Origin of the sequence: Halobellus captivus (genome assembly GCF_007655485.1) — an archaeon.
Classification (GTDB): domain Archaea; phylum Halobacteriota; class Halobacteria; order Halobacteriales; family Haloferacaceae; genus Haloquadratum; species Haloquadratum captivum.
Window position 1 is genome coordinate 44550 of sequence record NZ_VJXQ01000005.1, and the last position, 23938, is coordinate 68487.

21 protein-coding genes are annotated in these 23938 nt (G+C 48.0%); 8 read left to right on the forward strand and 13 right to left on the reverse strand.

Annotated features, from left to right (window positions below; genetic code table 11):
* Positions 1 to 72: 72 nt before the first annotated feature.
* On the forward strand, positions 73 to 1086 hold the full coding sequence (locus FJT57_RS12880) for a tyrosine-type recombinase/integrase (RefSeq protein WP_144905890.1): 1014 nt from the start codon (positions 73 to 75) through the stop codon (positions 1084 to 1086).
* Between the two features lie 269 nt (positions 1087 to 1355).
* Here FJT57_RS12880 and FJT57_RS12885 read toward each other — a convergent pair whose 3' ends face one another.
* Positions 1356 to 1757 (reverse strand): VOC family protein, encoded by a 402-nt coding sequence (locus tag FJT57_RS12885; RefSeq protein WP_144905892.1) that lies wholly within the window; start codon positions 1755 to 1757, stop codon positions 1356 to 1358.
* A gap of 407 nt (positions 1758 to 2164) precedes the next feature.
* Between FJT57_RS12885 and FJT57_RS12890 the strand changes: the two genes are divergently transcribed.
* Positions 2165 to 2680, forward strand: a complete 516-nt coding sequence (locus tag FJT57_RS12890) for a DUF7437 domain-containing protein (protein WP_144905894.1) — start codon at positions 2165 to 2167, stop codon at positions 2678 to 2680.
* Positions 2681 to 2686: 6 nt separating this feature from the next.
* A complete protein-coding gene (locus FJT57_RS12895) occupies positions 2687 to 3229 on the forward strand; it encodes a hypothetical protein (protein ID WP_144905896.1) in 543 nt (180 codons plus the stop codon).
* Here the strand turns inward: FJT57_RS12895 and FJT57_RS12900 are convergent.
* The 3 genes from FJT57_RS12900 to FJT57_RS12910 all read right to left on the reverse strand — a co-directional run bounded on the left by FJT57_RS12900 (position 3171) and on the right by FJT57_RS12910 (position 4936).
* Positions 3171 to 3470, reverse strand: a complete 300-nt coding sequence (locus FJT57_RS12900; RefSeq protein WP_144906140.1) for an AbrB/MazE/SpoVT family DNA-binding domain-containing protein — start codon at positions 3468 to 3470, stop codon at positions 3171 to 3173. The two genes, FJT57_RS12895 and FJT57_RS12900, sit on opposite strands and share 59 nt — an antisense overlap.
* A 72-nt stretch (positions 3471 to 3542) precedes the next feature.
* Entirely contained in the window at positions 3543 to 3887 is a 345-nt protein-coding gene (locus FJT57_RS12905; RefSeq protein ID WP_144905898.1) for a hypothetical protein, read from the reverse strand.
* Between the two features lie 116 nt (positions 3888 to 4003).
* Entirely contained in the window at positions 4004 to 4936 is a 933-nt protein-coding gene (locus FJT57_RS12910; protein WP_144905899.1) for a tyrosine-type recombinase/integrase, read from the reverse strand.
* Positions 4937 to 5489: 553 nt separating this feature from the next.
* Here FJT57_RS12910 and FJT57_RS12915 point away from each other — a divergent pair.
* A complete protein-coding gene (locus tag FJT57_RS12915) occupies positions 5490 to 6140 on the forward strand; it encodes a hypothetical protein (protein ID WP_144905901.1) in 651 nt (216 codons plus the stop codon).
* 588 nt (positions 6141 to 6728) lie between these two features.
* Here FJT57_RS12915 and FJT57_RS12920 read toward each other — a convergent pair.
* Entirely contained in the window at positions 6729 to 7364 is a 636-nt protein-coding gene (locus FJT57_RS12920; protein WP_144905903.1) for an IS6 family transposase, read from the reverse strand.
* Between the two features lie 291 nt (positions 7365 to 7655).
* Here FJT57_RS12920 and FJT57_RS12925 point away from each other — a divergent pair, with 291 nt between their 5' ends.
* From FJT57_RS12925 to FJT57_RS12940, 4 genes are all read left to right on the forward strand, one after another.
* On the forward strand, positions 7656 to 8678 hold the full coding sequence (locus tag FJT57_RS12925) for a polysaccharide biosynthesis protein (protein WP_144905905.1): 1023 nt from the start codon (positions 7656 to 7658) through the stop codon (positions 8676 to 8678).
* Complete coding sequence (locus FJT57_RS12930; protein ID WP_144905907.1) at positions 8671 to 9624, forward strand: dTDP-glucose 4,6-dehydratase; 954 nt, start codon at positions 8671 to 8673, stop codon at positions 9622 to 9624. Before FJT57_RS12925 ends, FJT57_RS12930 begins: the two co-directional genes overlap by 8 nt.
* Positions 9621 to 10808, forward strand: coding sequence for a DegT/DnrJ/EryC1/StrS family aminotransferase (locus FJT57_RS12935; protein ID WP_144905910.1), 1188 nt, complete (start codon positions 9621 to 9623; stop codon positions 10806 to 10808). Before FJT57_RS12930 ends, FJT57_RS12935 begins: the two co-directional genes overlap by 4 nt.
* A 105-nt stretch (positions 10809 to 10913) precedes the next feature.
* Positions 10914 to 11966: an N-acetylneuraminate synthase family protein gene (locus tag FJT57_RS12940; RefSeq protein ID WP_144905912.1), complete on the forward strand. Its 1053-nt coding sequence runs from the start codon at positions 10914 to 10916 to the stop codon at positions 11964 to 11966.
* A 2-nt stretch (positions 11967 to 11968) separates the two neighbouring features.
* On the opposite strand, the gene FJT57_RS12945 is transcribed toward FJT57_RS12940, so the two are convergent.
* The 8 genes from FJT57_RS12945 to FJT57_RS12980 form a co-directional block, all read right to left on the reverse strand.
* The gene (locus FJT57_RS12945) at positions 11969 to 12976 is read right to left on the reverse strand and encodes a GNAT family N-acetyltransferase (RefSeq protein ID WP_144905914.1); all 1008 of its coding nucleotides are present in this window, start codon (positions 12974 to 12976) and stop codon (positions 11969 to 11971) included.
* Entirely contained in the window at positions 12891 to 13931 is a 1041-nt protein-coding gene (locus tag FJT57_RS12950) for an ATP-grasp domain-containing protein (RefSeq protein WP_144905916.1), read from the reverse strand. The genes FJT57_RS12945 and FJT57_RS12950 overlap by 86 nt, the downstream gene beginning before the upstream one ends.
* 37 nt (positions 13932 to 13968) lie before the next feature.
* Positions 13969 to 14961: a PseG/SpsG family protein gene (locus FJT57_RS12955; RefSeq protein ID WP_144905918.1), complete on the reverse strand. Its 993-nt coding sequence runs from the start codon at positions 14959 to 14961 to the stop codon at positions 13969 to 13971.
* Positions 14961 to 15707 carry a cytidylyltransferase domain-containing protein gene (locus FJT57_RS12960; RefSeq protein ID WP_144905920.1) on the reverse strand — a complete coding sequence of 249 codons (747 nt, stop codon included), beginning with the start codon at positions 15705 to 15707 and terminating at the stop codon, positions 14961 to 14963. Before FJT57_RS12960 ends, FJT57_RS12955 begins: the two co-directional genes overlap by 1 nt.
* 654 nt (positions 15708 to 16361) lie before the next feature.
* A complete protein-coding gene (locus FJT57_RS12965) occupies positions 16362 to 17870 on the reverse strand; it encodes an oligosaccharide flippase family protein (protein WP_144905922.1) in 1509 nt (502 codons plus the stop codon).
* A 67-nt stretch (positions 17871 to 17937) separates the two neighbouring features.
* Positions 17938 to 18591 (reverse strand): alkaline phosphatase family protein, encoded by a 654-nt coding sequence (locus FJT57_RS12970; RefSeq protein ID WP_144905924.1) that lies wholly within the window; start codon positions 18589 to 18591, stop codon positions 17938 to 17940.
* 780 nt (positions 18592 to 19371) lie between these two features.
* Positions 19372 to 21210, reverse strand: coding sequence for a hypothetical protein (locus FJT57_RS12975; RefSeq protein WP_144905926.1), 1839 nt, complete (start codon positions 21208 to 21210; stop codon positions 19372 to 19374).
* A 731-nt stretch (positions 21211 to 21941) separates the two neighbouring features.
* Positions 21942 to 23603: a hypothetical protein gene (locus FJT57_RS12980; protein WP_144905928.1), complete on the reverse strand. Its 1662-nt coding sequence runs from the start codon at positions 23601 to 23603 to the stop codon at positions 21942 to 21944.
* Positions 23604 to 23938: the final 335 nt, after the last annotated feature.

Sequence of the window (23938 nt, forward strand, 5' to 3'; positions counted from 1 at the left end):
CTAGGCCTTGACAATACGATCCGTTACTCCGGTGTTGTCTGGTGGTTAGCTAAGATAAGAAAAGTGATATGTATGTCGGAGTTAGAACCTATCGACCCGAGCAGAGCACTCGAATTGTACCTCGAAGATCGTAGTGGAAACCTCTCGCGAGGCACCATCATCTCCCACCGGTCGCGCCTCTCTTCGTTCGTCGAGTGGCTCGACGAGCGGGAGATAACCAACCTGAACGAACTCACGGGCCGCCTCATCAAGGAGTACCAGATCGAGGGTCGCAAGGACAGCGACTGGGCGCCAGCGACGGAGAAGGGAATGATGGACACCACCCGCGTCTTCATCCGCTGGTGTGAGAGCATCGAGGCCGTCGAGAGTGGACTCTCACAGCGCGTTCAGTCGCCCGTTGTCAAAGACTCGAACATGGCGCGACACGAGCAACTCGACTCTCAGACCGCCCAATCAGTCCTGAATAACCTCGAACGATACCACTACTGCAGCCGGGCGCACGTGACGCTCGCAGTGATGTGGCACACGATGGCCCGGAAGGGGGCCGTCCGATCCCTTGACGTCGAGGACTACGATGCTGACGAGCGGTATCTCCGGTTCAAACACCGACCCGACACCGACACGCCGCTCAAGAACAAGACGAAGTCCCAGCGTCACGTCGCCATTTCGGAGTCGATCGCCGACCTCCTCGACGACTGGATCGAGAACAAACGCCCCGACGTCACGGACGATTACGGCCGAGAGCCGCTCATTACGACCAAGAGGGGGCGTATCGCTGGGAGCACGATCTCGAGGTATGCGTACAAGTGGACGCAACCGTGTCGGCACGACGGGTCGTGTCCGCTCGGGCGAGATCCGAAGACCTGTGACGCGACCGATTACGGTAATTCCAGTACCTGTCCCGAATCGGTCTCACCCCACCCGTTCCGGCGCGGATCGATCACGCACTGGTTACGGTCAGACGTCCCGTCGCAGGCCGTCGCAGGTCGTGCTGACGTCTCCGAACGAGTGATTGAGAAGCACTACGACGAACGCTCCGACCGGGAACGGATGGAACAGCGACGGTCGTATCTGGGGAACGTCTAAATTGCTTGTGTCTGAGTAAATAGTATCCCGAGATCGTTTTTCTAGCCAGTCCAAATTCCACCTGCGTAAATTCTTCTCGCCGAATGTTTGCTAAACACGCTACACTACAGCTGCGTAAACGGTTCCCCCGAGACAATTACCTAGTGTGCTATTGGATTCGTAGAACTATTTCGCGGAGTTTACTCCACAGTCTCGCAACCAAATCAGGCGTGAGAATCTACGTACGAACCAAACAGAAGCACCAGCCCGAAAGTGTGGTGTGAGAGTGGCTAGTCGTCGGTGAGTTGGGGATAGGCCACTTCCCAGAGATGTTCGTCGGGATCGGCAAAGTAGCCGGAATAGCCGCCCCAGAAGACTTCCTGCGCTGGTTTCACGATCCGTCCACCGGAGGCCGCTACCTCGTCAAGGACCGCGTCTACTTCCGCTTTAGTCGATACGTTGTGGGCGATAGTGATTCCAGCGAACCCGTTACCATCCGCAGGAATGGCGGCGTCTTCGGCGAGTGATTCTCTCGGGTAGAGCGAGAGCCATGTCCCGTCGAGTGGGAAGAAGGCGACGTCGCTGTCGTCTTCCCGCTCTTGCATCGGCAATCCGAGACCATCTCGGTAGAACCGGATGGATTCCTCAAGATCTGATACACCGAGTGTCACGAGTGTAATCCGTGGATCCATAGTCAATAGAGGTGTACAGTAACGATAAGTCGTTCCGCTGGACTGGCCGATTCGCGATTCCCCAAAGGGGTATGGGAATCACTGGCTCTGTTGAAACCCTTCAGCGTTGACATTTGGAAGAGCGACTCTTCCAACTGGATTTAACGGATCCGATGAGAAACTAGTCTCTCAGAAAACCGCAAGACTGCAAGCAGGGCTCGTGCCTCCAGTCCTTGCGTCGCGCGTCGTCGTCGAGAGCGCGGCCCCTTCCATTCCCATCCAAGAGTGGTTTCTCGGCTGCAATCGCTTAATTAAACACTACCGACATCTCCTCAAATAATTGAAGAGTTTGTCTGAAGCAATATCACGCCGTGACAACTCCTTTTCAGTAACCTTTATTGCGATTTGCACGCAATTCGCTATTAAAGATGGCAACGAGAGAAGCAAACTGGGATACCCCACTCGATACCGGCGGCCAAGCGTTCGAGCTCCTCAGGAATCCTCGCAAAGCGTGGACCTATACTTATATCTACCATCATCCCTCGACAACGATCCAGAATATCGTCGAGACGCTCAATCTTCCGCAGCGAACGGTCTACGAATATGTTGACGACCTTGAAATCGCAGGCTTCATCGAGCAGTCGAATGATGGGCGGCCTGCAGAGTATACGGCTCGGAACATCGACATTCAACTAGCAGAAGGCGATGCCGAACGACAAATCACGCCAGAGCTAGTTGAGGCAATCGCCCGTCGGATCCGAGACGACGATATTGATACGTATATTGACCGCCACGGACTTGATGGACTCGCTATCGCGCTCGAATACGCTCGCGAATACGTTGACGGCTCTGTTACGCATCGGATTATGGCTCGTGAACAAGAGCTTTCACCTCTCGAAGCGGGCGTCATTCTAGATGCCCTCCGTCCCGTCGTTGAGGATTGATTCGGTATGGGAAGTGAAGGGGCGGTCATTTTCATCGATTCGTCGGTCCTGATTAGTTGCGGTCGGCGTGAAAGCACGCGATTTCGAGCACTCGCTCGTGAAGCCCGTCAACGTGATACCGTCTTTCGTATTTCACCACAGGTATATGCCGAGGTAACCACTGATCCAGCACTCGATGCGTATCCCTCCGATACTGCTGTCGAGGAGTCACTACAGGAGGGATGGATGAAAGTCACCGAAAGTCCGTCCTATTCGGAATCGGATGTCTCAAATGTGATGGATCAGGCGCGGAACTTCATCGCGAGTTCGAGCGGTCGGGCAGCGGACGTTGTCGAAAAAGCGGATACGGAAATCGTGGGTCTAGCACTCGAAATGCTTCTTGATGGTTCTACTGATCGAGTTGCTGTAGTAACGAACGATATTCCACTTGGTGAGGCGGTGGAATCGCTAATACCGAAATACGGATTCGACAACGAACAAATTACGTGGCTTACTGGTGGTGAACTCGCTGACGAACTCGCCGAAGATTTCGTTCCCGAATTCGACTGACATCACGAGGACACTCTCCTCTGAGTCGGCGCATCCGGTCGGACATCGTGTCATCGCTCTCCGCACTCCCACGATATTTTTTAAATGGGTTCTTTCCGTCCGCTATTGTTGGAACCTCCTTCCCTAACGTGTAGCCAGATTCGGTCTGTTCGAATGCGACCTCGTCTCCTAGCTCAATCCCGAGGGTCTCACGAATCCGCTTCGGAATTGTGACCTGACCGTTGGCCGTGACACGTGGCATTGGTCGTTCTGGTATCCTGATGTAGTCCGGCATGTGTATCATGGAAATATCGCTACTCAGGATTGACCGCTGTTAGAGATCTTCGACGAAGGCACGCCGCGCCTCACGGCGTTCCGCTTTCGTACTCATATCGTACCAGCGTTCGATCGTGTCGGGATTGGCGTCACACCGTTTCGAGATCACGTCCTCGGTGGGGACGCCGTTGGCCCGGAGGTGGGTGATGTAGCCTCGCCGGATCGGATGCGGTGAGACTGACTCCGGGCACTTGTAGGCGTCATCGTTCGTCTGTGCCGCCTCACACGTCTTCGGCTCTTTCCCGACCGGACAATCCGCGCCAATCGCACACGGACGGGACCAGGCATACACGTACTGGCGCATCGTGGTCTTCTGAAGACGGCCGTTCCTCGTCGTGAGCAACGGTTCTCTCCCGTAGTCGTCGGTGACAGCGTTTCGATTCGCTTGGATGTATCCGTCGAGAATCTGCGCCGCCTCGCTTGAGATGCTGATTTCGCGTTCACCCTTGGCACCGTTCTTCAGTCGCGTTCACCCTTGGCACCGTTCTTCAGTCGCGTTCCCTTGTCCTCGCGGTTGACCGCCTCGATGTAGCGCTCGGTGGCATCGTAATCGTCGAGGTCGAAGGCGTACAGGGTGGACTGCCGAATCCCCGTTTCGGCGAGGAGTGCCCAGATCACGTGCGCCTTCGAGAACGGTTTGAACTTCGCCAGGTAGGCGACGATCTCCGTTGCGTCATCGCGGGAGAGCCACGTCTCGTCCTTCCCATCACCGTCTGAGAGCGTCGGGAGGATGATGAGCTCGTGAAAGCCACGGTCGAAGACCCCGCGGCGCTCGCAGTATCGGACGAACTTCCGCAGGGACGACAGACACCCCTTGATCGTGGATCGGGCCCCGATCTGGGGTTGTTTGCGAAGGTAGTTGTGGAACTCGTCTATACGGGATGGCTGAATCTCTCGAAGGTTCTCGATGTCTTGCTCCGCGCAAAACTGTCGGAAGTGTTTCAGCCGTGCCCGGTAGGAACTGATGGTGCCTTGGGCCACTCCCCACGGGTTCGTTTCGAGATAGAAATCGAGGACGTCGTTCACCGGGGCAGGCTCCGAGAACAACTCGTCCCCATCTCGGACCTCTTTGGATTTAGAATTGGTCGGCTCTTCAAGATCGGTTGTCGCCGAGGATTCGTTCGGGTCGGGACCCGGATCAGTTCGTCGGGTGGCTGTCGTGCCTGCTTTCGGTGTTCCGTGACCCGTCGGACTCTCGGGGGCTACGGTCCCATTGGAATGGCCGTTCTCGACCAATTCTGTCGTGATCGCCCCTCCGTCAGTCCGCAATTCTTGGTTTTGGTCGTCGGAGTCTGCCTCGAATTGGTCGGGACTGTTGGCCAATTGGTCGGGGTCTGTCTCCGTTTGGTCGGGGACGTCGACAGCGTCGGGGGTCTCGTTTGTGTCGGTCACGCGCTGATCCCTCCGGAACGCGGTTTTTTGCTCCTTGGAATGGGGATTGAGTGAGTTGTTACTGGTGTGTCGCCCCGAGTGGCCCGACCAATTTCGGAGTCAGAGACGTCTGTTGTCGGGGTGGGTTCGGGGAAGTCCATATCACACGTAGTCCGTTTTCCCCGAACAGCTCGTTCGGCGATTTCTGTGACCTGTCTCTCGACCATTTTTTCAGAGTTTGTCGACCAATTCGATCCAAAATCGCCTGTCGATGACGGCGGATATTGGTCGGTGAATTGGTGATCGATAGGTGGGAGGACCGAACGATTTCTCCGAGTATAGATCCTATACCTGTGGGTTAGTCGGTAATCCCAGGACTGTGTCTGTCCGTATTTCCCCGGGTTCGATGCGAGTCGCTCCCCGAGTGCTCTCGGCGGCGGAGTCGGTCGACGGGGAATCGTTTTGCGAGTGAATGAGACGGTCATCTTCTCTGTCCAAGTACGGTATTCGGCTCGCTTCGGCAAAGTACTAACGGGTGAAAAGATATTAAGAATTAGGTGTTTATATCCTAAGTATGACTAACAACCCGGATCGACCGACCGACGAACTGTTCACCGGCGTCGACGACGTCACCGATGACGACAGCGAGCGTGAGCCGCTGCTCACGCCCGAGAATCGACCACGGGGGATACTCACCCCGACTGATCGAGAATACCTCTGTGGGCTCAAGGAGTACGCCCAGCCGCAGACGGACGCCAACCGGCGACAAGATATCCGCGAGCGGGTGGTCAACGGACTCAAGGACTTCGTGTTACTGAGTTTGTTCCTCGAATCGGACGAGCGCGAGAAGATCTTCGAGGAGCTCGACCCCGATGAGACCGACGACGTGCTCGCCGCGATGGTCGCGTTCAGTTATCTCGGGCTCGAAGGGGACCGACCCCGGCTCGAAACGCGTTTCGAGCACGGCGTCCTCCAGGGGGCGAACGTCGACAAACTCTTTCAATCGTCGGGGCGGGCGACCGATGTGGACGTCTCGATCTCGGTCGAGTACAACCCCGACATCGAGAAATTGTACCGGCGTTTCGAGGACGGCCAGGAGCTGACCGATGCCGAGGTCGGTGCGCTCGTTCGGGCCGGGAAAATTGGTGGTGACGAGATCGAGGAATTGGTCGGGTCGCCTCGGGGCTTCCCCGGAGTGTTTGCTGGATGCGGGTCCGGGGACTGAATCACTACCGGTTTGCAGGTTTATCCTCGTAGTCACAGTGGGTGTACACGACCTTAATGGGGTCGATAACGTTGCTCTGCAACGTAATGTGACCGCCACGGTTGCAGTTGGAACACGGCTATCTCTCGTCGACACTGCCGTCCGGAGTCGTGCGACGTGGCACTACGTTTCCGATATCCGGCTTTCGAGTTCGGATAGTTTCGATGCTATTTGGTTGGTCCGGGTGTCGATAGTCTCAACCAATTCCTCGGAGGGAAGCAACCCGCTTTCGAAGACTTCCGAGTTCCTCTTGTTGATCCTTTATCGCCACTTGTTGGTCGGTACATTGGTCGTTTAATGTATCTATCTCGGATTGGAGGTCCTCGATAATTGCGCGCTGTTCGTCGATGACGTCTCGTTGGTCTTAGACGAATGTCCGAAGGTCGTCGAGAGATTCCTCCGCCCATCATTCAAGGTGGAAATTTGGCAATTAGCTCGTATTCCTGCCTATAGTGCTAGTCGAATGAAGTACGTAATTAGCACTGGGGCCAATCAAAGCCTCGCGCTCTATGGCACTGTTAAATCATTGCCCTCGTCAACCGGTAGTGTTTAGTTTGGAGCATTGAGCCAGGCAGCAAACGCTTGGAGCCAATTTTCAGCGGTTTGCGGCTCAACGTGGCTGAAACAGTTTGAAAATGAGGATGTTCGGCGCTTGAACTCGCGGAAAATACGTTCAATGGCGTTCCGATTTCCAGTCCGTTCGGTTTGAAATCGGAGGCCAGCTCTGGCCAGCGCAGTTTGGAGGTGTTGGGCGCTATCAACCAGAAACACGGCGGATTCGACATCGTGTTTCTGGCGGAGTTCTCGCAGAAAGATCTCGGTTAATGCGGTCGTCGTTGTAGAGAAGAGCCGGAGATGCAGCAGGTCGTTCGTGTCGGGATCGGCAGCCGCGTACAGCCAGAATTGTTGGTCATTGATTCGAATCACGGTTTCGTCGAGCGCAACGTGATTCGGGCTTCGACCGTCTGCGGGCTGTAGATCGGCTTTCTGCACCCAATCGTGAATCGCTTTACGAGATCGTTCGACACCCACCTCTTCGAGAATAGAGACGGTATTCGACAGCGAGAGTCCCGCTAATTGGAGTTGAATACCGAGCTTCATCGCGTGCTCGGGTGTCCGCTGTCGTTCCACAAAATCCAAATCAATCCAGTCCGTGCATCCACTGAGGCGGGCGATTTCTGCCATAGATCAGCAAGAAATTCTCCCGCCTCACTCTTCATCCTTAACTAAACACGACCCGTCAACCCATTATACACCACCCACTCCGAAAATATAGAAGGATTGACACCATCGGGGCAGTCGAGTCAGTAATCGATATTTGATGCGTGTTAACAGATTTATTCTATCTTAAAACACGAGGAGAACGGATCAAGTGACTGATATCCCTGGACTCCCGGCGAGTATGTCGACCGTCTCAACCGGGATAGCGATCAGATTCAATAGTTTGATGAGTCCTGTCCAGTAGTTACGAGATAGATGATTGACAGCAACACTGTTCTCTTGACTGGGGGAGCAGGATCGGTTGGTCGCTCCCTTGTCCCGCGGTTACTAGACCGTGATCCACAGACCCTCCGCATCCTCGACAACAGCGAACCCGGTCTGGCATCACTGAAATCGAATGTTTCTGACGATCGCTGCCGGTTCTTCGCTGGAAACGTCCGGGATAGTGACCGCCTCTCACGAGCGATGTCTGGTGTGGATGTCGTCATCCACACGGCCGCGATGAAACACGTCGATATCTGCGAGTACAACCCCTTCGAGGCGGTGAAGACGAACGCGCTCGGCCTCCAGAACGTCGTCGACGCAGCTATCGACGCGAACGTCGACCGCTTCGTCTTCACGAGCAGTGACAAGGCGGTCCATCCGGCCAACACGATGGGAACCACAAAACTACTCGGAGAGAAGCTCGTCACGGCCGGAAACACCTACAGCGGTGAGAGTGACATTGATCTCGTGTCTGTCCGGTTCGGAAACGTGATCAAGTCCTCACAGTCCGTGATCCCGCTCTTTACTGAACAGATCCGCAATGGCGGACCGGTTACCTTGACCGACAAAAGAATGACCCGGTTCTTCCTCACGTACGACGACGTCTTCGACCTCGTTACCGGAGCAGCTGAAAAGACGACCGGCGGGGAGGTGTTCGTCTACAAGATGCCAGCGATCCGGATCCCCGACCTAGCGGACGCGATGATCAAAACGCTCGCGGCGCGATATGGATATAGGCCGGAGGATATCGAAATTGAGGTCATTGGTCCCCGTCCAGGAGAGACGTTCCACGAAGAAATTATGACCGACCGCGAGTCTCGGCGAGCATACGAGAACGGTTCGATGTACGCGATCCTCCCGGAGGCGACCGAAATCCGGACACCGGACCTCCCCGAAGGGTTCGAGGAAGTGGACGATATCGTGCTGTCTTCGAAGAACGCCGAGAAGTTATCGAAAAGCGAAATAGTCTCACTCCTCGAGACGAACAATTCTATCGAGGCAACCAATGAGTGAGACAGTCGCGGTCACCGGAGCTGCGGGATTCATCGGTCGCTGGGTCGTAGCGGAACTCCTCGATAGAGGACACAGCGTTTACGGACTCGACGACTTCTCGAACGGCTCCAAACGGAATATCGAGACGTTCTCCGACGAGGAGGCGTTCCGGATCTACGAGGGAAACGTTCGATCCCGCGAGGATGTCGATCGACTCTTCGAACACGATGTGGATGCGTGTATTCACCTTGCGGCCGAGATCGACGTCCAAGAGAGTCTTGAAGATCCGGAGGCGCACTTCGAGTCGAACGTGATCGGTACCCAGAATGTTCTCGAGGCGTGCCGAGAAGATGATACACGACTCGGACTGGTCGGCACCTGTATGGTGTACGATATGGTGGACTCTGAGGCCGGGATTAGTGAGAGTCATCCCACAAAACCAGCATCACCATACGCCGGATCGAAACTGGCTGCCGAAGACCTCGCAGAGGGGTATTACCACGGATACGACCTTCCGATCACAATACTGCGTCCGTTCAATACGTACGGCCCCCACCAAAAGACCGGAATGGCAGGTGGGGTCGTGTCGATCTTCACAAGCCGGGATATTCGGGGGGAACCTCTGAAGATCTTCGGCGACGGAACCCAGACACGGGATCTATTGTACGCGACCGACTGTGCCCGCTTCATTATCAAGGGAACGTTCAGCGACGAGACGGTCGGCGAGGTGATCAATGCGGGGACGGGAACAGACGTGTCGATCAACGAGCTCGCGGAGCTGATCGCTACCGGTGAGACGGAGATCACACACGTGGAACACCACCACCCGCAAAGCGAGGTCCAAAAGCTGCTCTGTGATCCGGCGAAGGCGAAGGAGCGGCTCGATTGGGAGCCGGAGGTCACGCTCGAAGAGGGGGTCTCCCGCCTCCGGACGTGGCTCCGTGAGCGCGAGGAGACCGCAGGATGACGGACGATCTTCCAGCACACTACGGCGGCGAACCGATCCGCGAGAACGCGTTGGGGTACGGCTCACAGAGTATCAGCGAAGAGGAGAAGCGGGAAGTCGTGGAAGCACTGGAGGGTGATTACATCACGCGCGGGCCGACCGTCGATGCATTTGAAGAGCGGGTGGCCGATCTCGTCGACGTGGACCACGCGATCGCGACGACGTCAGGGACGACGGCGCTTCACCTCGCAGGGCGTGCAGCCGGGTTCGATTCCGGCGACGAAGTGATCACCACCCCACTGACGTTCGTCTCGACGGCGCACGCGGCGACGTACTGCGGGGCGACGCCGATATTCGCGGACATCGATCCGTATCGACGAACGCTCGATCCGGACGCGGTTCGCGACCGAATCACTCCTGAAACGGAAGCGATTGTTCCGATGCACTACGGCGGCCATCCCGCGGACATCGAGGGGCTCCTTGAGGTCGCCGACGAACATAAATTGACCGTGATCTGGGACGCGTGTCACGCCTTCGGCGGAGCGTGGAACGCCGAGCCCATCGGTGCACAGCGTGATATGGCGGTCTTCAGTTTCCATCCGGTGAAGAACGTCACGACTGGCGAGGGCGGAATGGTCGTCACGGACGACAACGAGCTCGCGAAGCGGCTTCGGCGACTTCGATCGTTCGAGATGGATTACAGTCCGGAGGGCCATAGGGACGAGCCCTGGTATCAGGTGTCCAAAGGGGTGGGCTACAACTACAACGTGACGGACATCCAGGCGGCGCTCGGACTCGCCCAACTGAACCGGCTCGAGGCGTTCAAGACGCGTCGTGACGAGATCATCTCGGCATACAATGCGGCGTTCGCGGACGTTTCTGGACTCCGGACGCCGCCAGAATCGACAAATTCAGACCCGATGTATCACCTGTACGCCGTCGAGATTGGCGAGGAATTCGGCTGTGACCGAAAGGAATCCGTCAACGCGCTACACGCTGAGAATCTGGGAGTACAAGTCCACTACGTTCCACTTCACTACCACTCATACTTCCAAGAGGAGTTCGGATACGAACGAGGGGCATTCCCCGAGACGGAGAGGGTGTACGAGGGGTTGGTAAGTCTTCCCCTCCACGCGGAGATGGATGACAAAGACGTCGAGGACGTGATCACAGCCGTGCACCGACTACACGAATACCACACATAACGGATATAAGAAGCACTTTTTCGGCCCATCCGCCTTGGTGACCAGATATCGAAATATCATAATTCGATCGGATGGTTTTATTCGTTCGCTCGTGGGAAGAACAGTATGGTCGAGTTTTACATCGGAGACCGACTCGTCGGGCCGGACGAGCCAGCGTTCGTAATTGCAGAGGCGGGATCAAATCACAACGGCGATCTCGATACCGCGAAGGAGCTCATTGACGTCGCCGTCGATGCCGGAGCCGACGCGGTGAAATTCCAGACGTTCCGAGCGGAGGACCTGTACGTCGACGATCGAGATATAGTCGAAGACCCCAGCGACTCGACGTATGCACTCCTCGAAAGTCTCGAACAGCCGTATGAATGGATCCCAGAGTTATACGAATACTGCCAATCACGAGGTATTCAGTTTATGTCGTCGTCGTTCGACGAGCGATCAACTCGGGAGATCGACGAGTACGTACCAGCGTTCAAGGTTTCCTCATTTACTCTCTCACATCATCCGTTTCTCGAAGATCTCGCCACTTACGACAAACCAATAATTATGTCGACAGGTTCGCATAAATCGGAGGAAATTTCGGAGGCCGTCAACGTACTTCGAGAGAACGGAGTAGAAGACATTGCTCTCCTCCACTGTGTGTCGTCGTATCCGACGCCACTCAATGAGATCAACGTTCGCGCAGTCAAAACACTGGAGCAAGAATTCGATACTACAGTTGGGTTTTCTGATCACACGACTGATCCTGTTACAGCTCCTCCTACTGCCGTCGCCCTAGGTGCTTCAATAGTCGAGAAACATATTACGCTCGATAAAAAAATGGAGGGGCCCGATCATTCGTTTGCGCTGGAACCTGATGAGGTACGCGAAATGGTGACGCAAATTCGAAAGACGGAACGATCACTCGGTGACGGTAGACTTTCAATTCAAGATATCGAGCGTGATACAGCAAGGAGAGCTCGAAGGTCGCTATTTGCTTCACGAGATATCTCGCAGGGCGATATAATTTCCGAAGACGATATCGGGATTCTTCGTCGCGGTGACACCCAAGGTAAGGGACTTTCAGCAAAATATTTTGATCAAGTTGTTGGTAAACAGGCGACCGTAGAGATCCGTGAGGGAGATTCAATTACTGAAACAGAGGTTAATTTGGAGATATAGGGTCATTCATACCCGACTGTTGGATATAGTGTCAGTATACGAGGGAACTTATCATACTCTTTAACTCTTGTAACCATCTCTTGTTGGAAAGCACGAGAGCAGATCACGACGATGTCCGGTGGATTTTCTGATATAGCATCTAGTGGGCGAACTGGGACCTCTCCTCCAGAAAGCGTCGTTCCGATCTTGTCCGTTGATTCGTCAACGGCATACGAGACTGAAAACCTCACGGATTCCACTTCGAGAACCTCTTCGGCGTGGTTCCCAGCACCAAATAGAACTACCGATCGGTTCTGTTCCTGCCACACACTCGCACACTCGGAAATGTCAGACTGTATCCTGCGTCGACGGGAAGAACGGTATTTGGAGAGGTGTATATTGAACGGTAGTATTCTATACGAATTATAATAGAATTTGGTCCCCCTATTTATGACAAAACTAAGAGATCCATATTGTATGTAATCCAAAATTCCACATATAGTATACCCTGATTTTTGAAAGAGTTTTTTAGAAGCGTGATTCTTAGCATCCACATCAGCGTAGATCCGTTCGATTCCTTCTGTAGTAGCGAATCGGTCAATGTATTTTAGTACCTCCAATGCAATTCCCTGTCCCCGATATTCTGTTTCTGTCTTCACGTTGTACACATAACCTCCATTCGCGCAAATATCGATGGCTAATTCTTTTCTAGGATGCTCAAAATATTGTGAAGTAGAAATACAGGAATGATGTACTGGATGGCCTTCTTGGCGGGCGATAATACAATAATCTGCCTCACGTAATCTGTTAACATCAATACTCGAATATTTTTTAGATTCAGTATAGTATTGAAGATCTTGTGGAGACAACATACCAATATCAATATTAGCAAGATCGCAATATGTGTTAGAAATCTCTTTTCTAAAAATGAGTTCACGACTTATTTTAGTATTCATATATTTCCTGCCAACACCGATGCATACGGATCTCTTCAAAATTTTGCTCAGTGGGAATTTCTTGATCAAGAGCATTTAAGATACCATACAAGAGGAGATTAATTCCCGAGTTGCTATTGACCGAAATAAGACCGGAGATACGTGGGTTGATTTCATATGGTAACAGAGTTCGCGATGAGGAATTTGTGTATGCCAAATCAATATTCACGTTTTGACTAAATTCAAACGTGTCTGCTATCTCTTTCACTTTTCGTTGTATTTCTACATTATACTCAACTTCACCGACTTGAATTTGTCCCACATCAGGCTCTACTTGTCGAATAGGTATCTGATATATAGATTTTCCGTTAATTGAAAAACTATCAACACTGTAATGTGGACCATCTAGATATTCCATCGCAAGAAGATCTGGAAACGATTCTCCATCGGTCAAAAGTTCACGTAGAACCTCATATGGAAGAGTGTGTAAACCCTTTTTATTCATAACGAGGTCTTGTGTTGGTCTTTTCTCAGATACCTTCCAAAATCCCCGAGCAGCACGCTGCCTCCGCGGTTTGATAACAATATCATTTTCTGGATATCCCAATTTATTAACAACAGAATCAAGATCAGTTAATGAATTTGGCAAAAAGAATTCCGGTACAGAAACTCCTTCATTATCCAGATATTCCAGCATTGATCCCTTATCCGACGCGATCTCTACGAGATCACCGTCAGGAGTCAATACCTCCGTATCGACTGATCGGAATTCGTCCTTGTGTTTGCTGAGAGAGCGAGTCTCCTGATCACTCAACGGGACGACGACATCAATCGTTTCAGACTCAACGATCTCCAGCACGCGCGGGATGTACTCGTCCTCTAATCCACCAGGAACAGTATAGAATTCGTCGACGAACTTCCGACCGACCGCGTTTGGATCCATATCGACACCCACGATGTGGAAGTCGTGATCCGGCTCACTTCGAAGACAATCGATGATTCCGGGGATGATCTGGCCACCACAACTCGTGATTGCAACCGTAATTTCCATCAATTCAATTTTACACGTGACAGTGATAATTATTCTGCTATAGGTCGAGACGCGCTTTTATTTCACGTGCGATTCGTTTGGACCCCTTTCCATCGACGAGTTCGGCAAATCGATCTCGGAGGGATACACGTGTTCCGTGATCTGAAACCAACGCCTGAAGATTTATCCTCAGCCGCGTACAGGAGTCAGAACGATTGAGATACGGCACGCCCACGTGTTTCGATATCTTGTCTGCCGTTTCTCGTTCGAGATTGTTTCGTGTGACTCCGACAAAGGGGGTTTTCGTCGCTATCAACTCGTACGCTGTCGTCCCGAACCCCGAGATAGCGACATCTGCGTTGAACATCTGTATCGGAAGATCATCAGGGTTTCGTTGAATATCGTACGACCCACCCAACGTGTCCCGAGTGTGGTTGATTGCCTTGATATTTTCGTTTCCGGGCCCGACCACGACTGTTACCTTCACACCAAGTCCTTCGAACGCGTTCATCGCTGCGGGGGTGAGGTTATGAGGGTCCGATCCACCCATAAGAATGATTCCTCGTTCAAGCTCTTGCGGACACTTTTTCGAACGGGATGCTAGCGACGGGAACGGCTGTCTAAGTGGAAGGTAGTCCGGTCCGAGACACCAGATGGGTTCCTCATCGACCCATTTGTACTCCTCGTCCTTGGCGAAGAAGTGGCCGTTGACGAGGATATCGCATGCAAGCGTGTTACGCGCGCTTCCCAAAAACACGGCTAATAATGCTTCCTCACGCAAGGTCCGTTGGAGTTTGACTGGCGCATCGGGGAGATCGAGAAAGATCGCATCGGGAGAGAGCTCCCTCACAGTGGAGAGGAGTTCGTCTCGGCCATCCATTTCAATAATCTCTGCTTGATCAATACAGACTGAGGAGGCTGGCTCAGGTGTTTCAGTCAAATACGAGACTGAAAACCCGGATTCGTGTAATGCTCTTGCGACCGTATTCGACCGGAACAAGTGTCCGTATCCCATTTTCGTGTTTCCATCTGCTCTGATCGCGACGCGCATCAGACTAATTTTTGCTCCACGTGTTGATTAATTGTTTCAAGTGCATATTCATCAATATACTTGATCACATCTCGGACAGTCAGTAGGTCTTGGTGATCGATCTCTCTATATATCTTTTCGAGCAACTGATAATCTGCAGGTTCATCCAACGTAAGTCGGAGGTCTGTCCGGTTCTGAAGTTGTGCTTCCTGAAATAGCTCATTAGAATCAAGGTTGTACAGATCGAATTCATCAGGGTGTTCGCGGTAATACGGAGTGACGTGTTCTCGATGGTGTGGTTCGTTCGCTCTACGACTCATTCGTTCGAACGATTCTGTAGTGAAAGCCTCACAGGTCACGCCGCGAGGGAACGTCCGTTCAAGGCCAGCACAAACGTAGTCAACATCCTTTGTCCGAATGCGTTCGACAGCTGTATCGATAAATGTCGGCGAAATAAGCGGACAATCCCCCGTTATCCGTAGGACAATATCCGGATTGTGTTTTGTCACGGCGTGTTCGAATCGACCTAGGACGTCCGACTCACTCCCTCTGATCACGTCAGCTCCGAACACCGGCGCGTACCGTTCGATAACATCATCGGGCTTCTCGGTCGACGTCGCGACGATCGTCTCCTTGACATAGTCAGCAGAGGATACTCGATCAACGACGTGATTAAGCACGTGACAGCCATCGAGCGGGTACATTACTTTGCCCGGTAGTCGAGTTGAGCCGATGCGTGCTTGGATGATCGCAGCGGTTTGATGCATTAACTAGTGATCTTCCTCATTGGATTTAGATATATTGATGTGGTAACAACTAATGTACGTCGGCTGGGTCAAGGCACTGTCCAAATAAGGTCAAAGAGTGAGGTGAACGTAGTTTCTTGGTGCCTATGCCAGAAACCAGCCGCCTCATCGGATGTAGCGACTAGATAGAGTTAGGATTTGTGGGGCCAGAGACGGCACCCAAGTCGGCGATGAAGTTGGGTATCCACTCCATTTGGGGGTTATTGCTGTCAGATACCGTTTCGGTCATCGCTGGCCTGGGTATCGACTGGTGTCGCTCCACCGTTCACAACTGAGTGCAGAAGGGTGGCCTACAGCTCACCGATGTCCGGTTTATGTCACAGTTGACGACACTGTGATCCGAATCGACGACCAACGATAATTGCTGTACGCTGTGGTCAACCCCCATACCAACGAATTCCACCACGTCAAACTCGAGCCACAACAAACCACGGCCTCTCCTTAATTTCTCTTCAGCGAGTTATACAAGAAAAACGACGTCTCCGACGCCGTATTTCTCATTGATGGCGCCCAGTGGCTCCAAGAAGCGTGCCGGTGCCACGAGTGCCGAATACCAACACAAAGCATACGGGAAAAAGAATTTATTTGGATAGTATTCCATCATAAATCAAAATGTTATATATTTTTAACTATATAAGTAAAATATTCTCTAAACGGACTTGGAATATTATCGATGTTATTATAAATATCTGTTCGGTCGAGGGCACCAGTTTTGACTGATAAAATGAAATAGATTATAAGTCCGACTGGTGGAATTAAGAGAATTGATTGGATTGGCGAAGTTAGTATTTGATCAAGAACAAAAATAAGTATACTTGATACAATAGCAGTAGTACTTATTTGAAAGAGACGAAGATCCGTGATAGGGTTGTACCCAATCCTAAAAGAAGCATAAATATGGAATAATGCCATCGAAAAATATCCTATCGATGTACTGACTGCGGCCCCAACCATACCAAATTGTGGTATAAATAGAATATTAAGTACAAGATTAATTCCGGCTGCAGTTCCTGTTGCAACAATTAATATTAATAGATCTCCTTTGCCTTGACCAATTGCTATTAACGGGCGTGCTATTCCATATCCGATGACCCCAGGTAGTAATAAAATTAGTGGATAAATTGATGGAATAAACTCTTTGCCATAGTATATAGGAATGAATGAATCTGCTAACACACCTAATCCAATAGCAAGTAAAGTGATGAATAATAAATTATATCTAGTTATTTTTGAAGACAAATCAGATATTTGATCTATTTTCTCATTAGACCATAATGTAGATGTCGAATTTAGAAGAACCACTTGAAGAGCTAAAGGACCAAACCAAAGAAATTCGGCTACTACTAGGGCTGCCTTATAATATCCTATTTGATCACTTGGAACATATATTTTTAATAATAAAATGTCTATATGGTATAAAGACATAAATAAGAGAGATAGAACTACAGTGAGTGAATTAAAACCAATTAAATTTTTATATGGGAAATCGGATGGTGTTGGGGAAAACACAGAAAACACATTCACATGTTTCCTTACCACCATTAGACTAATTAGTATGATTATTACTCCCGCTATAATTTCACCAAGTAATACGCCTCTGAGCCCATATCCGAGATAGGCTAAACTCAATCCGATAATCGCAAAAAGGATTTTTTTCACTACTTTCAGTGGTTCACCGATATGTTCTAGATGAAATCCATGTAATGTACTGCGTAAAATTGAGGAAACCTGGCGAGTGAGAATAAGTCCACCCAGAAGGTAGTAGTATAATGGAGGAACTGAACTCATTGTTTCCTGGAAGAGTGAAATTTTTGGCAAAAGGGAATAAATTATAAACACTGATATAGCTAAAACAATACCCAATCGGACATAAAAACTAAAAACGGATTCCTCCCAATTTGGGGAAGAACGATTTTCTGCGATGTATTTTCTCATTCCATCATAGATACCAGCATTAATTACAACAAGAGTAAGTCCAGCTAAAGACATCAAAAAGGCATATTCTCCATACAAAGAGCTTCCTAGGAGGCGTACTAATGCTGGTGTTAAGACTAATGCTACTAATACACCCCCAATCCTTGAAGAAATGACTGCAATAAACCCTTTTCTAAGTTTAGATACCATCAGTAAATAATAGAATATTTTAGTGGATAGTTCTCAATTCTTTGAGATTATCATATTATCCAAAATACTAGGTTCTCATATAGCCAAGAGCTGCGAGCCGTTCAGAAACCTCTTTTTTATCTAATTCTGATGAGTCCCTTGGAGATCCAGATTCAATTATCCTTCGGTTCCCGTTTGTATATTCTAACCAAGGAACAGTTAGTAACTCGTCTACATGGATTCCAACATGATGATCCCAGTATTTGATCGGGATTGGTCGAGCTCTGCTTCCAAGCATTTCGCCGTGGTCAGACGTAACTATATGTTTACCTTCTATCTGAGACATCAACCTATCCACATATGGAAGTGCTAATTTTAAATTGTCCTCATATGCACGCCACCAGTCTTCTTTATTAGTTAGTTCTTCACCGATAAAAATCTTCCAATGTTCAAATAGCGACCTCTCTGGAGGAGGTGTCTTTCCAGGTCCGATAATGGTCCCCTTTGCTGAATCAGAAATAAATGGACCATGTGGTTGCATATAATGAACTATTATGCGTTTGTTTGGGTATCGTTGAACTGTATTTATTGCGGCCTCTGTTACTGCTTTTGGAGGTACAGTTTGTAAATTATCATCCCAATCACTCTCCCATACAGATATTACATCATAGAATTTCGAATTCAAATGTTCTTTCCAACGAGAATACTGTGGATTTGCTGTCACATAGAGAGTATCAGTCATATTTTTGTTTCTGAAATTCCCTCGCAAAAACTCACGGGTTCCAGCGCCTCTTGAGAGCCGAGAATTAAGTGACCCCGGAAGATTACTACATTTAGCAAAAACATCATATCGACAAGAATCCAAAATAGTAAGTATATCCCAATCTTCCGATAAAACATCAACCCCATTAGGGTAGTAGTCCGTTTGTAACCGTGAATAATGAATACGTGCGTTGAGTTCCATTGGTACTTCTTTTGGTCGACCAATTGCCTTTTTAATTTTATTTAGCATACAGTGATGTAGCAATTCTCTTGAATAAAAATATGGTTCTATAGGCAATATTCCGTACGAGAAAAGGAGATTCCTAAGCAGCAGTCCGCCACTCAGAATATGACAAGTGAACTACGCTCTTCAGTAGAAGATATTGGTTCTGATTTAGTCTAGTCTGCAGAAAATCGCTGACTGCTCCGGATCAACAATATGCTACACAAGATTGAATAAACTAAAATAAAACTCACTTTAGCATATTAAATCATCTAGCGCTGAAGCAGTTACTGAAAATTATAGTGGTCCACAATTGTCTAAACCACGACGATAGTAATCCCAACTTTTCACGAATCGAAGAGCTATGATCTAACCACTAAGGTGTTACAATGACTACGGCTATACAATAATTTCGAGCGAGCAACAAATCTATGTTTTCACTCTATACATAATTATTCCATCGCCAACCACGAACGAGGGAACAATCTAGGAAATATCATAATTACCGGTGTAGTCGAATTCTATGCCATTCTTAGGTTATGTATGAATTGTAGTATTGCCAGAGGAATATATACGATTGGTTGTTGGGATTTGTATATTATATGCTTTATTATAATAGTTAAAGTACATTGTTGTTTTACCATTGACTAAACCATCCCTAAACGAATCGATACTTTCTGGATTGTGTTTATTTAATATAGCTTGAACTTTTTTGTCTCCAGAGATATTCCCGTGTTTAGCTTGCCATATTTCCTCATAGCCTAGGACATAGCTCCCAGTTGTGACATTGTTAGTATGAATAAATGCAAATTCAGAGGCCGCCACCTGATTGGATCTCATATATGGTTGAAATTCATCTTCAGATAATTCTGCCTTTGCGACAGATGGCATAAATATTCCGGATATACATACAGTAACAACTAACATAATCGGAAGAATCTTACCAAGGAAAAAAGTCCTGTCAACAGTTTTGTATATTATCCATGCAGCGACTGGGGCAATCAGAACTGAACCTGCAGCCATTGCTCGTCGGGCGGGGCCCCCAATGGATGTGAAGGTGAGTGCGAAAAAAGTAAAGAACCCTCCCGAAAAAAATATATATTGAACTGGTTCTTTCTTCTGATTATTATTAAATGATATTGAACATAATACATAACCCGAAAGGATAAGAAGTCCAGCAATGACTAGAATTGGCCCAGCCCATAGTAATAACCCTGGAAGATCATAATTGAATAGGGTTATATTTGGTATCCCCGTGACTCCAGTATTATTTACGCTGCTTTGCGCACCACTACTTTGAAATCCAAGTAGTTCCTCATAGATCCAAAAAATGCGCATACTTTGGAATCTGAGATAGTCTGCAATAATATAATAGTAGACACCAACAACAAGAGAAACAAATACCAGCCTTTCATTTATCAGTGAAAATTTATCTTTTGTATTAATATTGAAGAAGGTAAGAAAGTGAATAAAAAGATTACTTATAAATAAAATAGCGAACAGACTTGCTAATATTAGTGGAGCGAGGTTCTGAATTGTCACTGCAAAGATAATTAGGAATATTAGAACCACACTATGACGTCGGTCCGTGATTTGTTGTAGTAATAAATATACTATTATCGGAAAAAGAGCAGTAAATAGTGCTTGTGCAAATGGCTCTCCAGCTGATTTAATGTGAAAAGCTGCTACGGAGATGAATAAAGCAGCTAAGAGACCACCACGTCTACTTTCTAGAATATGCTTTCCAAGTAGGTAAACACTTAGAATACCAGTTACAATTGAAATACCTAATGTGAAATAGCCTACTTTCAGAGGACTTCCTGTAATCAGTGTAGAGGACGCAGCAAAAACGTGCGCGTGTGGGAAATTCGCATAATAAGTAAAGGTCTCCGGAACGATTTCTCCAGTGGAGATAATATACGCTGTTGATGCTTGGTGGAACAAATCTTGACCGTAGATCGGAAAGCTAAACCAAACCGTGGCTCTCACTGTCAGAGAAAATAATAAAATTTGAATTAATTGAATTGGGACCTGCACAGGTGTGGAAATAAATCGGAATGCTAAAAGACCTGATGTTAAGATTGCAAAGAGATAGTACCAGTCTACAATACCCTCACCCCCAATCTGCCCTGTGATCGTGGTAATAGCAATCGCAATAAATACAATTATATTTATATACTTAGGGTACTTGATCTCCTGAACAGGCTGATTTTTTGATTCTGCACTGACAAATAGCACGAATATTGCAGATGCTATTCCGATTGTCAAAAGAGGGAGTCTGATGAGTTCTGATGAGGTAAATTGACTACCAATAAATGCTCCTCCCCCTACACCTACAGCAATAAGTACAAAGGCTATACGATGGGGAAGGTGCATAGTAATTACTAATCCTTCCCCATAGATATTTATTTTGACCTCAGCAAGACTTATTCAGGTACAGGACATTGTTCAAATTAACTGATTTTGACAGAAAGCTTGTGCGAGGGGCCAAGTTTCGGCGGTTGAATTCTTTGTAGAGGTATTCGATGGTATCTTGTTCCCGTATGTTTTGTGTTGGAATCGGATTCGTGGCGATAACAGACTTCTTGGAGCCACTGAGCGCCATCGACGAGAAACATAGCCTTGGAAACATCGTGTTTCTCGCGTACTCGCCGAGGGAAATTTCAGAGAGACGGAGATTTTGTGCTGTCCTGAGCATAACGTTGAGAAATACGTTTGTATCGGAGTTAATACAGCGTACAGCTAGTAATTAGTCTGAACTATAGTCTTGTACCGCAACGATGTAATTCGAATTTTGTCCTACTGTGGACCGTAACTGGCTTCAAAGTCCAATATGAACAGTGGAGCAAGATAGCTAACCGCCAGGCTGCGAGGACTGGGACTGTATTCCCCAGCAATAATGCCAATTGCAGTGGAATATGAGGCTTTATCGCTGAATAGGGTATTGCCTTCAGCTATTCAAAATCCAACTCTACTCAGTCACTACATTCGATAAGGTGGCGAGTTTCTATCAGGATATCACGTCTGCATCAATCCTTGAATCTTATTTGGATCTGATTGACGTACAACCAGGATCTACCAGCAACCGTCATCCTTATGTCAAAGTGCTATTTTAATTCTTTTTTGATATCTGATGAAATATTCGAATCTAAGGCAAACTGGCTTGTGATATATCGATACTGTTGATTAAATGTGTCTCTTAATTCTCCTTGATCCATTTTACATATTGCCTCTAAAAAATTGTCGCGGTTCGTGAAATGGGAAATTTTTCCGGTTAGCACAAGCGGAAAATCATTTACTTTGCCTTCCCATACATTTACATAAAAAACGGCACTGCCATTGAGAACAGCTTCCACGCCGATATTTGAATTGATTGTGATCGTTAGATCCGCCCATTTTAAATTTTCTTCTAATTTGTCCTCATAGATGGGTATATGAGTACAATCGTCATACCATTCGACAGATTCACTTGGATGAATTTTTATGCGGATATTTGTCTCGTGGGGATTTCTATTAGCACCAACCAAAACCATATCAATAAGATCCTGTTTTATATCATCCAAAAACGGTTGGGTTCCAATAAGGACGTTTATATCCTTTTGTTTATCACATTTTTCTCCTCTATTGACGTCACGAGTAGTTATCTCCTTAAAATATGGTCTGCCAACAGGAATATTATCACCAATATCTAATCCAATTTTCTGAATATATTGGAGGCCAAGAACACTTGACAGAAATTGAGTGGTATCTGGAAGAATTGGTTCAAATGGTCGAGTAATACTATGGGGGATATGGAATGTTTCAACTCCTTGCTGTTGATTGGCCATAGTGAGTATAGGCAAAGAAAAAATACCAGGAGATCCGATAACTAAGCTCTTCGGCTCCAACGTATTAACCATTTCTTTTGCAGGGTGGCAATAACAAAGACAAAAAACATTAGATACTAATATATGATTTACTGAAAAAGCCACAGATCTCGGTAAGCGATAACCACGTTGCAACTCTATTATTTCCGACAAATCATCACAAATCTTCTTTCGGTTAATGATAGTTGCTAGAATGATTTTTAATGAATAAGGGGCAGAGATAATCGAAGAAAATTGATTAATGGAAATAAAGGCATTATTACTTGGTAATTTATTTCTTTTCCACTGTAACAATAGATAGGGCCAGGGAACAACTAGTGTTTTTATTCCTAGCTCTTCAGCGACAGGTTTTATGCTTTCATACCGATTTGGATTAGGAATAAAGATTTGGTCTCCAATTTTCCTATTCGTACTTAATTTAAACATACCAATAAAACCAAATAGTAGTTGTTCTAATAGAATTGCGGATAGCTGGATAAATGTCACAAATATCTTTTTAGCCTGTCTTAACATATATGTGACTTTGCTCGAATTGGTGATGGATATGTTAATATTATTAGCTATGCAAAAATCGTGAACTACACATTCATACTTTGATGAAAGGTTATGACAAACAATCGTCTCGGTAGATTCTGAGATATCCGCATTTTGAAGCTCTTCATAAAGAACAATTTTTTTAATCAATTCGGATTGATTTCCGGGAGTGGGATTCGTAAACTTAGTCCACGTGGATTTCAAGAATATGGGAAAGTTTTCGGACTCTACAGCCAATTTTGAATGAATTTCAGAAAATATTTTTGTTTTATTTTTTTGTGACCTCGAATTGATTAGTTTGACAATATCCAGTTCATTATCTTCTAATTGGCTACGTGAAGAATTCTCGAATAGGTGTATTTTTGACATATTTTTAGACCGAATAACCGGTATTCAATAACTAGTTCCGGATTGAATTATATCACCGGATAGCTTAAACCAGTACATAAGTCAATGGAGGATATCCGTGATCAACTCCTTAATCAGAGACATTGGGTCCGTTCATTATAATTTTCTTATCTGACCTCTTCGGGGAAGGAGCCATTGTTCAGATCAACTGCTTAAACTAGAATATGATTGCGGGAGCTAAACTTTTGCTGTTTCCGGCTGAGCGTGTTGATGTGGTTAACAATCAGCGTAGTTCGGCGTTACCATTCTGCGAAGGTCTACTTGATGACATTGTAATCTTCGAAGTGCATGTTGGG

What these genes read in the sequence shown, in the direction of transcription:
- FJT57_RS12900 (WP_144906140.1), bottom strand. Translation starts at nt 3,470, where the DNA reads ATGCCACGTGTCACGGCCAACGGTCAGGTCACAATTCCGAAGCGGATT.
- FJT57_RS12920 (WP_144905903.1), bottom strand. Translation starts at nt 7,364, where the DNA reads ATGGCAGAAATCGCCCGCCTCAGTGGATGCACGGACTGGATTGATTTG.
- FJT57_RS12940 (WP_144905912.1), top strand. Translation starts at nt 10,914, where the DNA reads ATGGTCGAGTTTTACATCGGAGACCGACTCGTCGGGCCGGACGAGCCA.
- FJT57_RS12880 (WP_144905890.1), top strand. Translation starts at nt 73, where the DNA reads ATGTCGGAGTTAGAACCTATCGACCCGAGCAGAGCACTCGAATTGTAC.
- FJT57_RS12930 (WP_144905907.1), top strand. Translation starts at nt 8,671, where the DNA reads ATGAGTGAGACAGTCGCGGTCACCGGAGCTGCGGGATTCATCGGTCGC.
- FJT57_RS12950 (WP_144905916.1), bottom strand. Translation starts at nt 13,931, where the DNA reads ATGGAAATTACGGTTGCAATCACGAGTTGTGGTGGCCAGATCATCCCC.
- FJT57_RS12885 (WP_144905892.1), bottom strand. Translation starts at nt 1,757, where the DNA reads ATGGATCCACGGATTACACTCGTGACACTCGGTGTATCAGATCTTGAG.
- FJT57_RS12915 (WP_144905901.1), top strand. Translation starts at nt 5,490, where the DNA reads ATGACTAACAACCCGGATCGACCGACCGACGAACTGTTCACCGGCGTC.
- FJT57_RS12975 (WP_144905926.1), bottom strand. Translation starts at nt 21,210, where the DNA reads ATGCACCTTCCCCATCGTATAGCCTTTGTACTTATTGCTGTAGGTGTA.
- FJT57_RS12895 (WP_144905896.1), top strand. Translation starts at nt 2,687, where the DNA reads ATGGGAAGTGAAGGGGCGGTCATTTTCATCGATTCGTCGGTCCTGATT.
- FJT57_RS12890 (WP_144905894.1), top strand. Translation starts at nt 2,165, where the DNA reads ATGGCAACGAGAGAAGCAAACTGGGATACCCCACTCGATACCGGCGGC.
- FJT57_RS12955 (WP_144905918.1), bottom strand. Translation starts at nt 14,961, where the DNA reads ATGCGCGTCGCGATCAGAGCAGATGGAAACACGAAAATGGGATACGGA.
- FJT57_RS12965 (WP_144905922.1), bottom strand. Translation starts at nt 17,870, where the DNA reads ATGGTATCTAAACTTAGAAAAGGGTTTATTGCAGTCATTTCTTCAAGG.
- FJT57_RS12970 (WP_144905924.1), bottom strand. Translation starts at nt 18,591, where the DNA reads ATGACTGATACTCTCTATGTGACAGCAAATCCACAGTATTCTCGTTGG.
- FJT57_RS12960 (WP_144905920.1), bottom strand. Translation starts at nt 15,707, where the DNA reads ATGCATCAAACCGCTGCGATCATCCAAGCACGCATCGGCTCAACTCGA.
- FJT57_RS12935 (WP_144905910.1), top strand. Translation starts at nt 9,621, where the DNA reads ATGACGGACGATCTTCCAGCACACTACGGCGGCGAACCGATCCGCGAG.
- FJT57_RS12925 (WP_144905905.1), top strand. Translation starts at nt 7,656, where the DNA reads ATGATTGACAGCAACACTGTTCTCTTGACTGGGGGAGCAGGATCGGTT.
- FJT57_RS12980 (WP_144905928.1), bottom strand. Translation starts at nt 23,603, where the DNA reads ATGTCAAAAATACACCTATTCGAGAATTCTTCACGTAGCCAATTAGAA.
- FJT57_RS12945 (WP_144905914.1), bottom strand. Translation starts at nt 12,976, where the DNA reads ATGCTCTTGATCAAGAAATTCCCACTGAGCAAAATTTTGAAGAGATCC.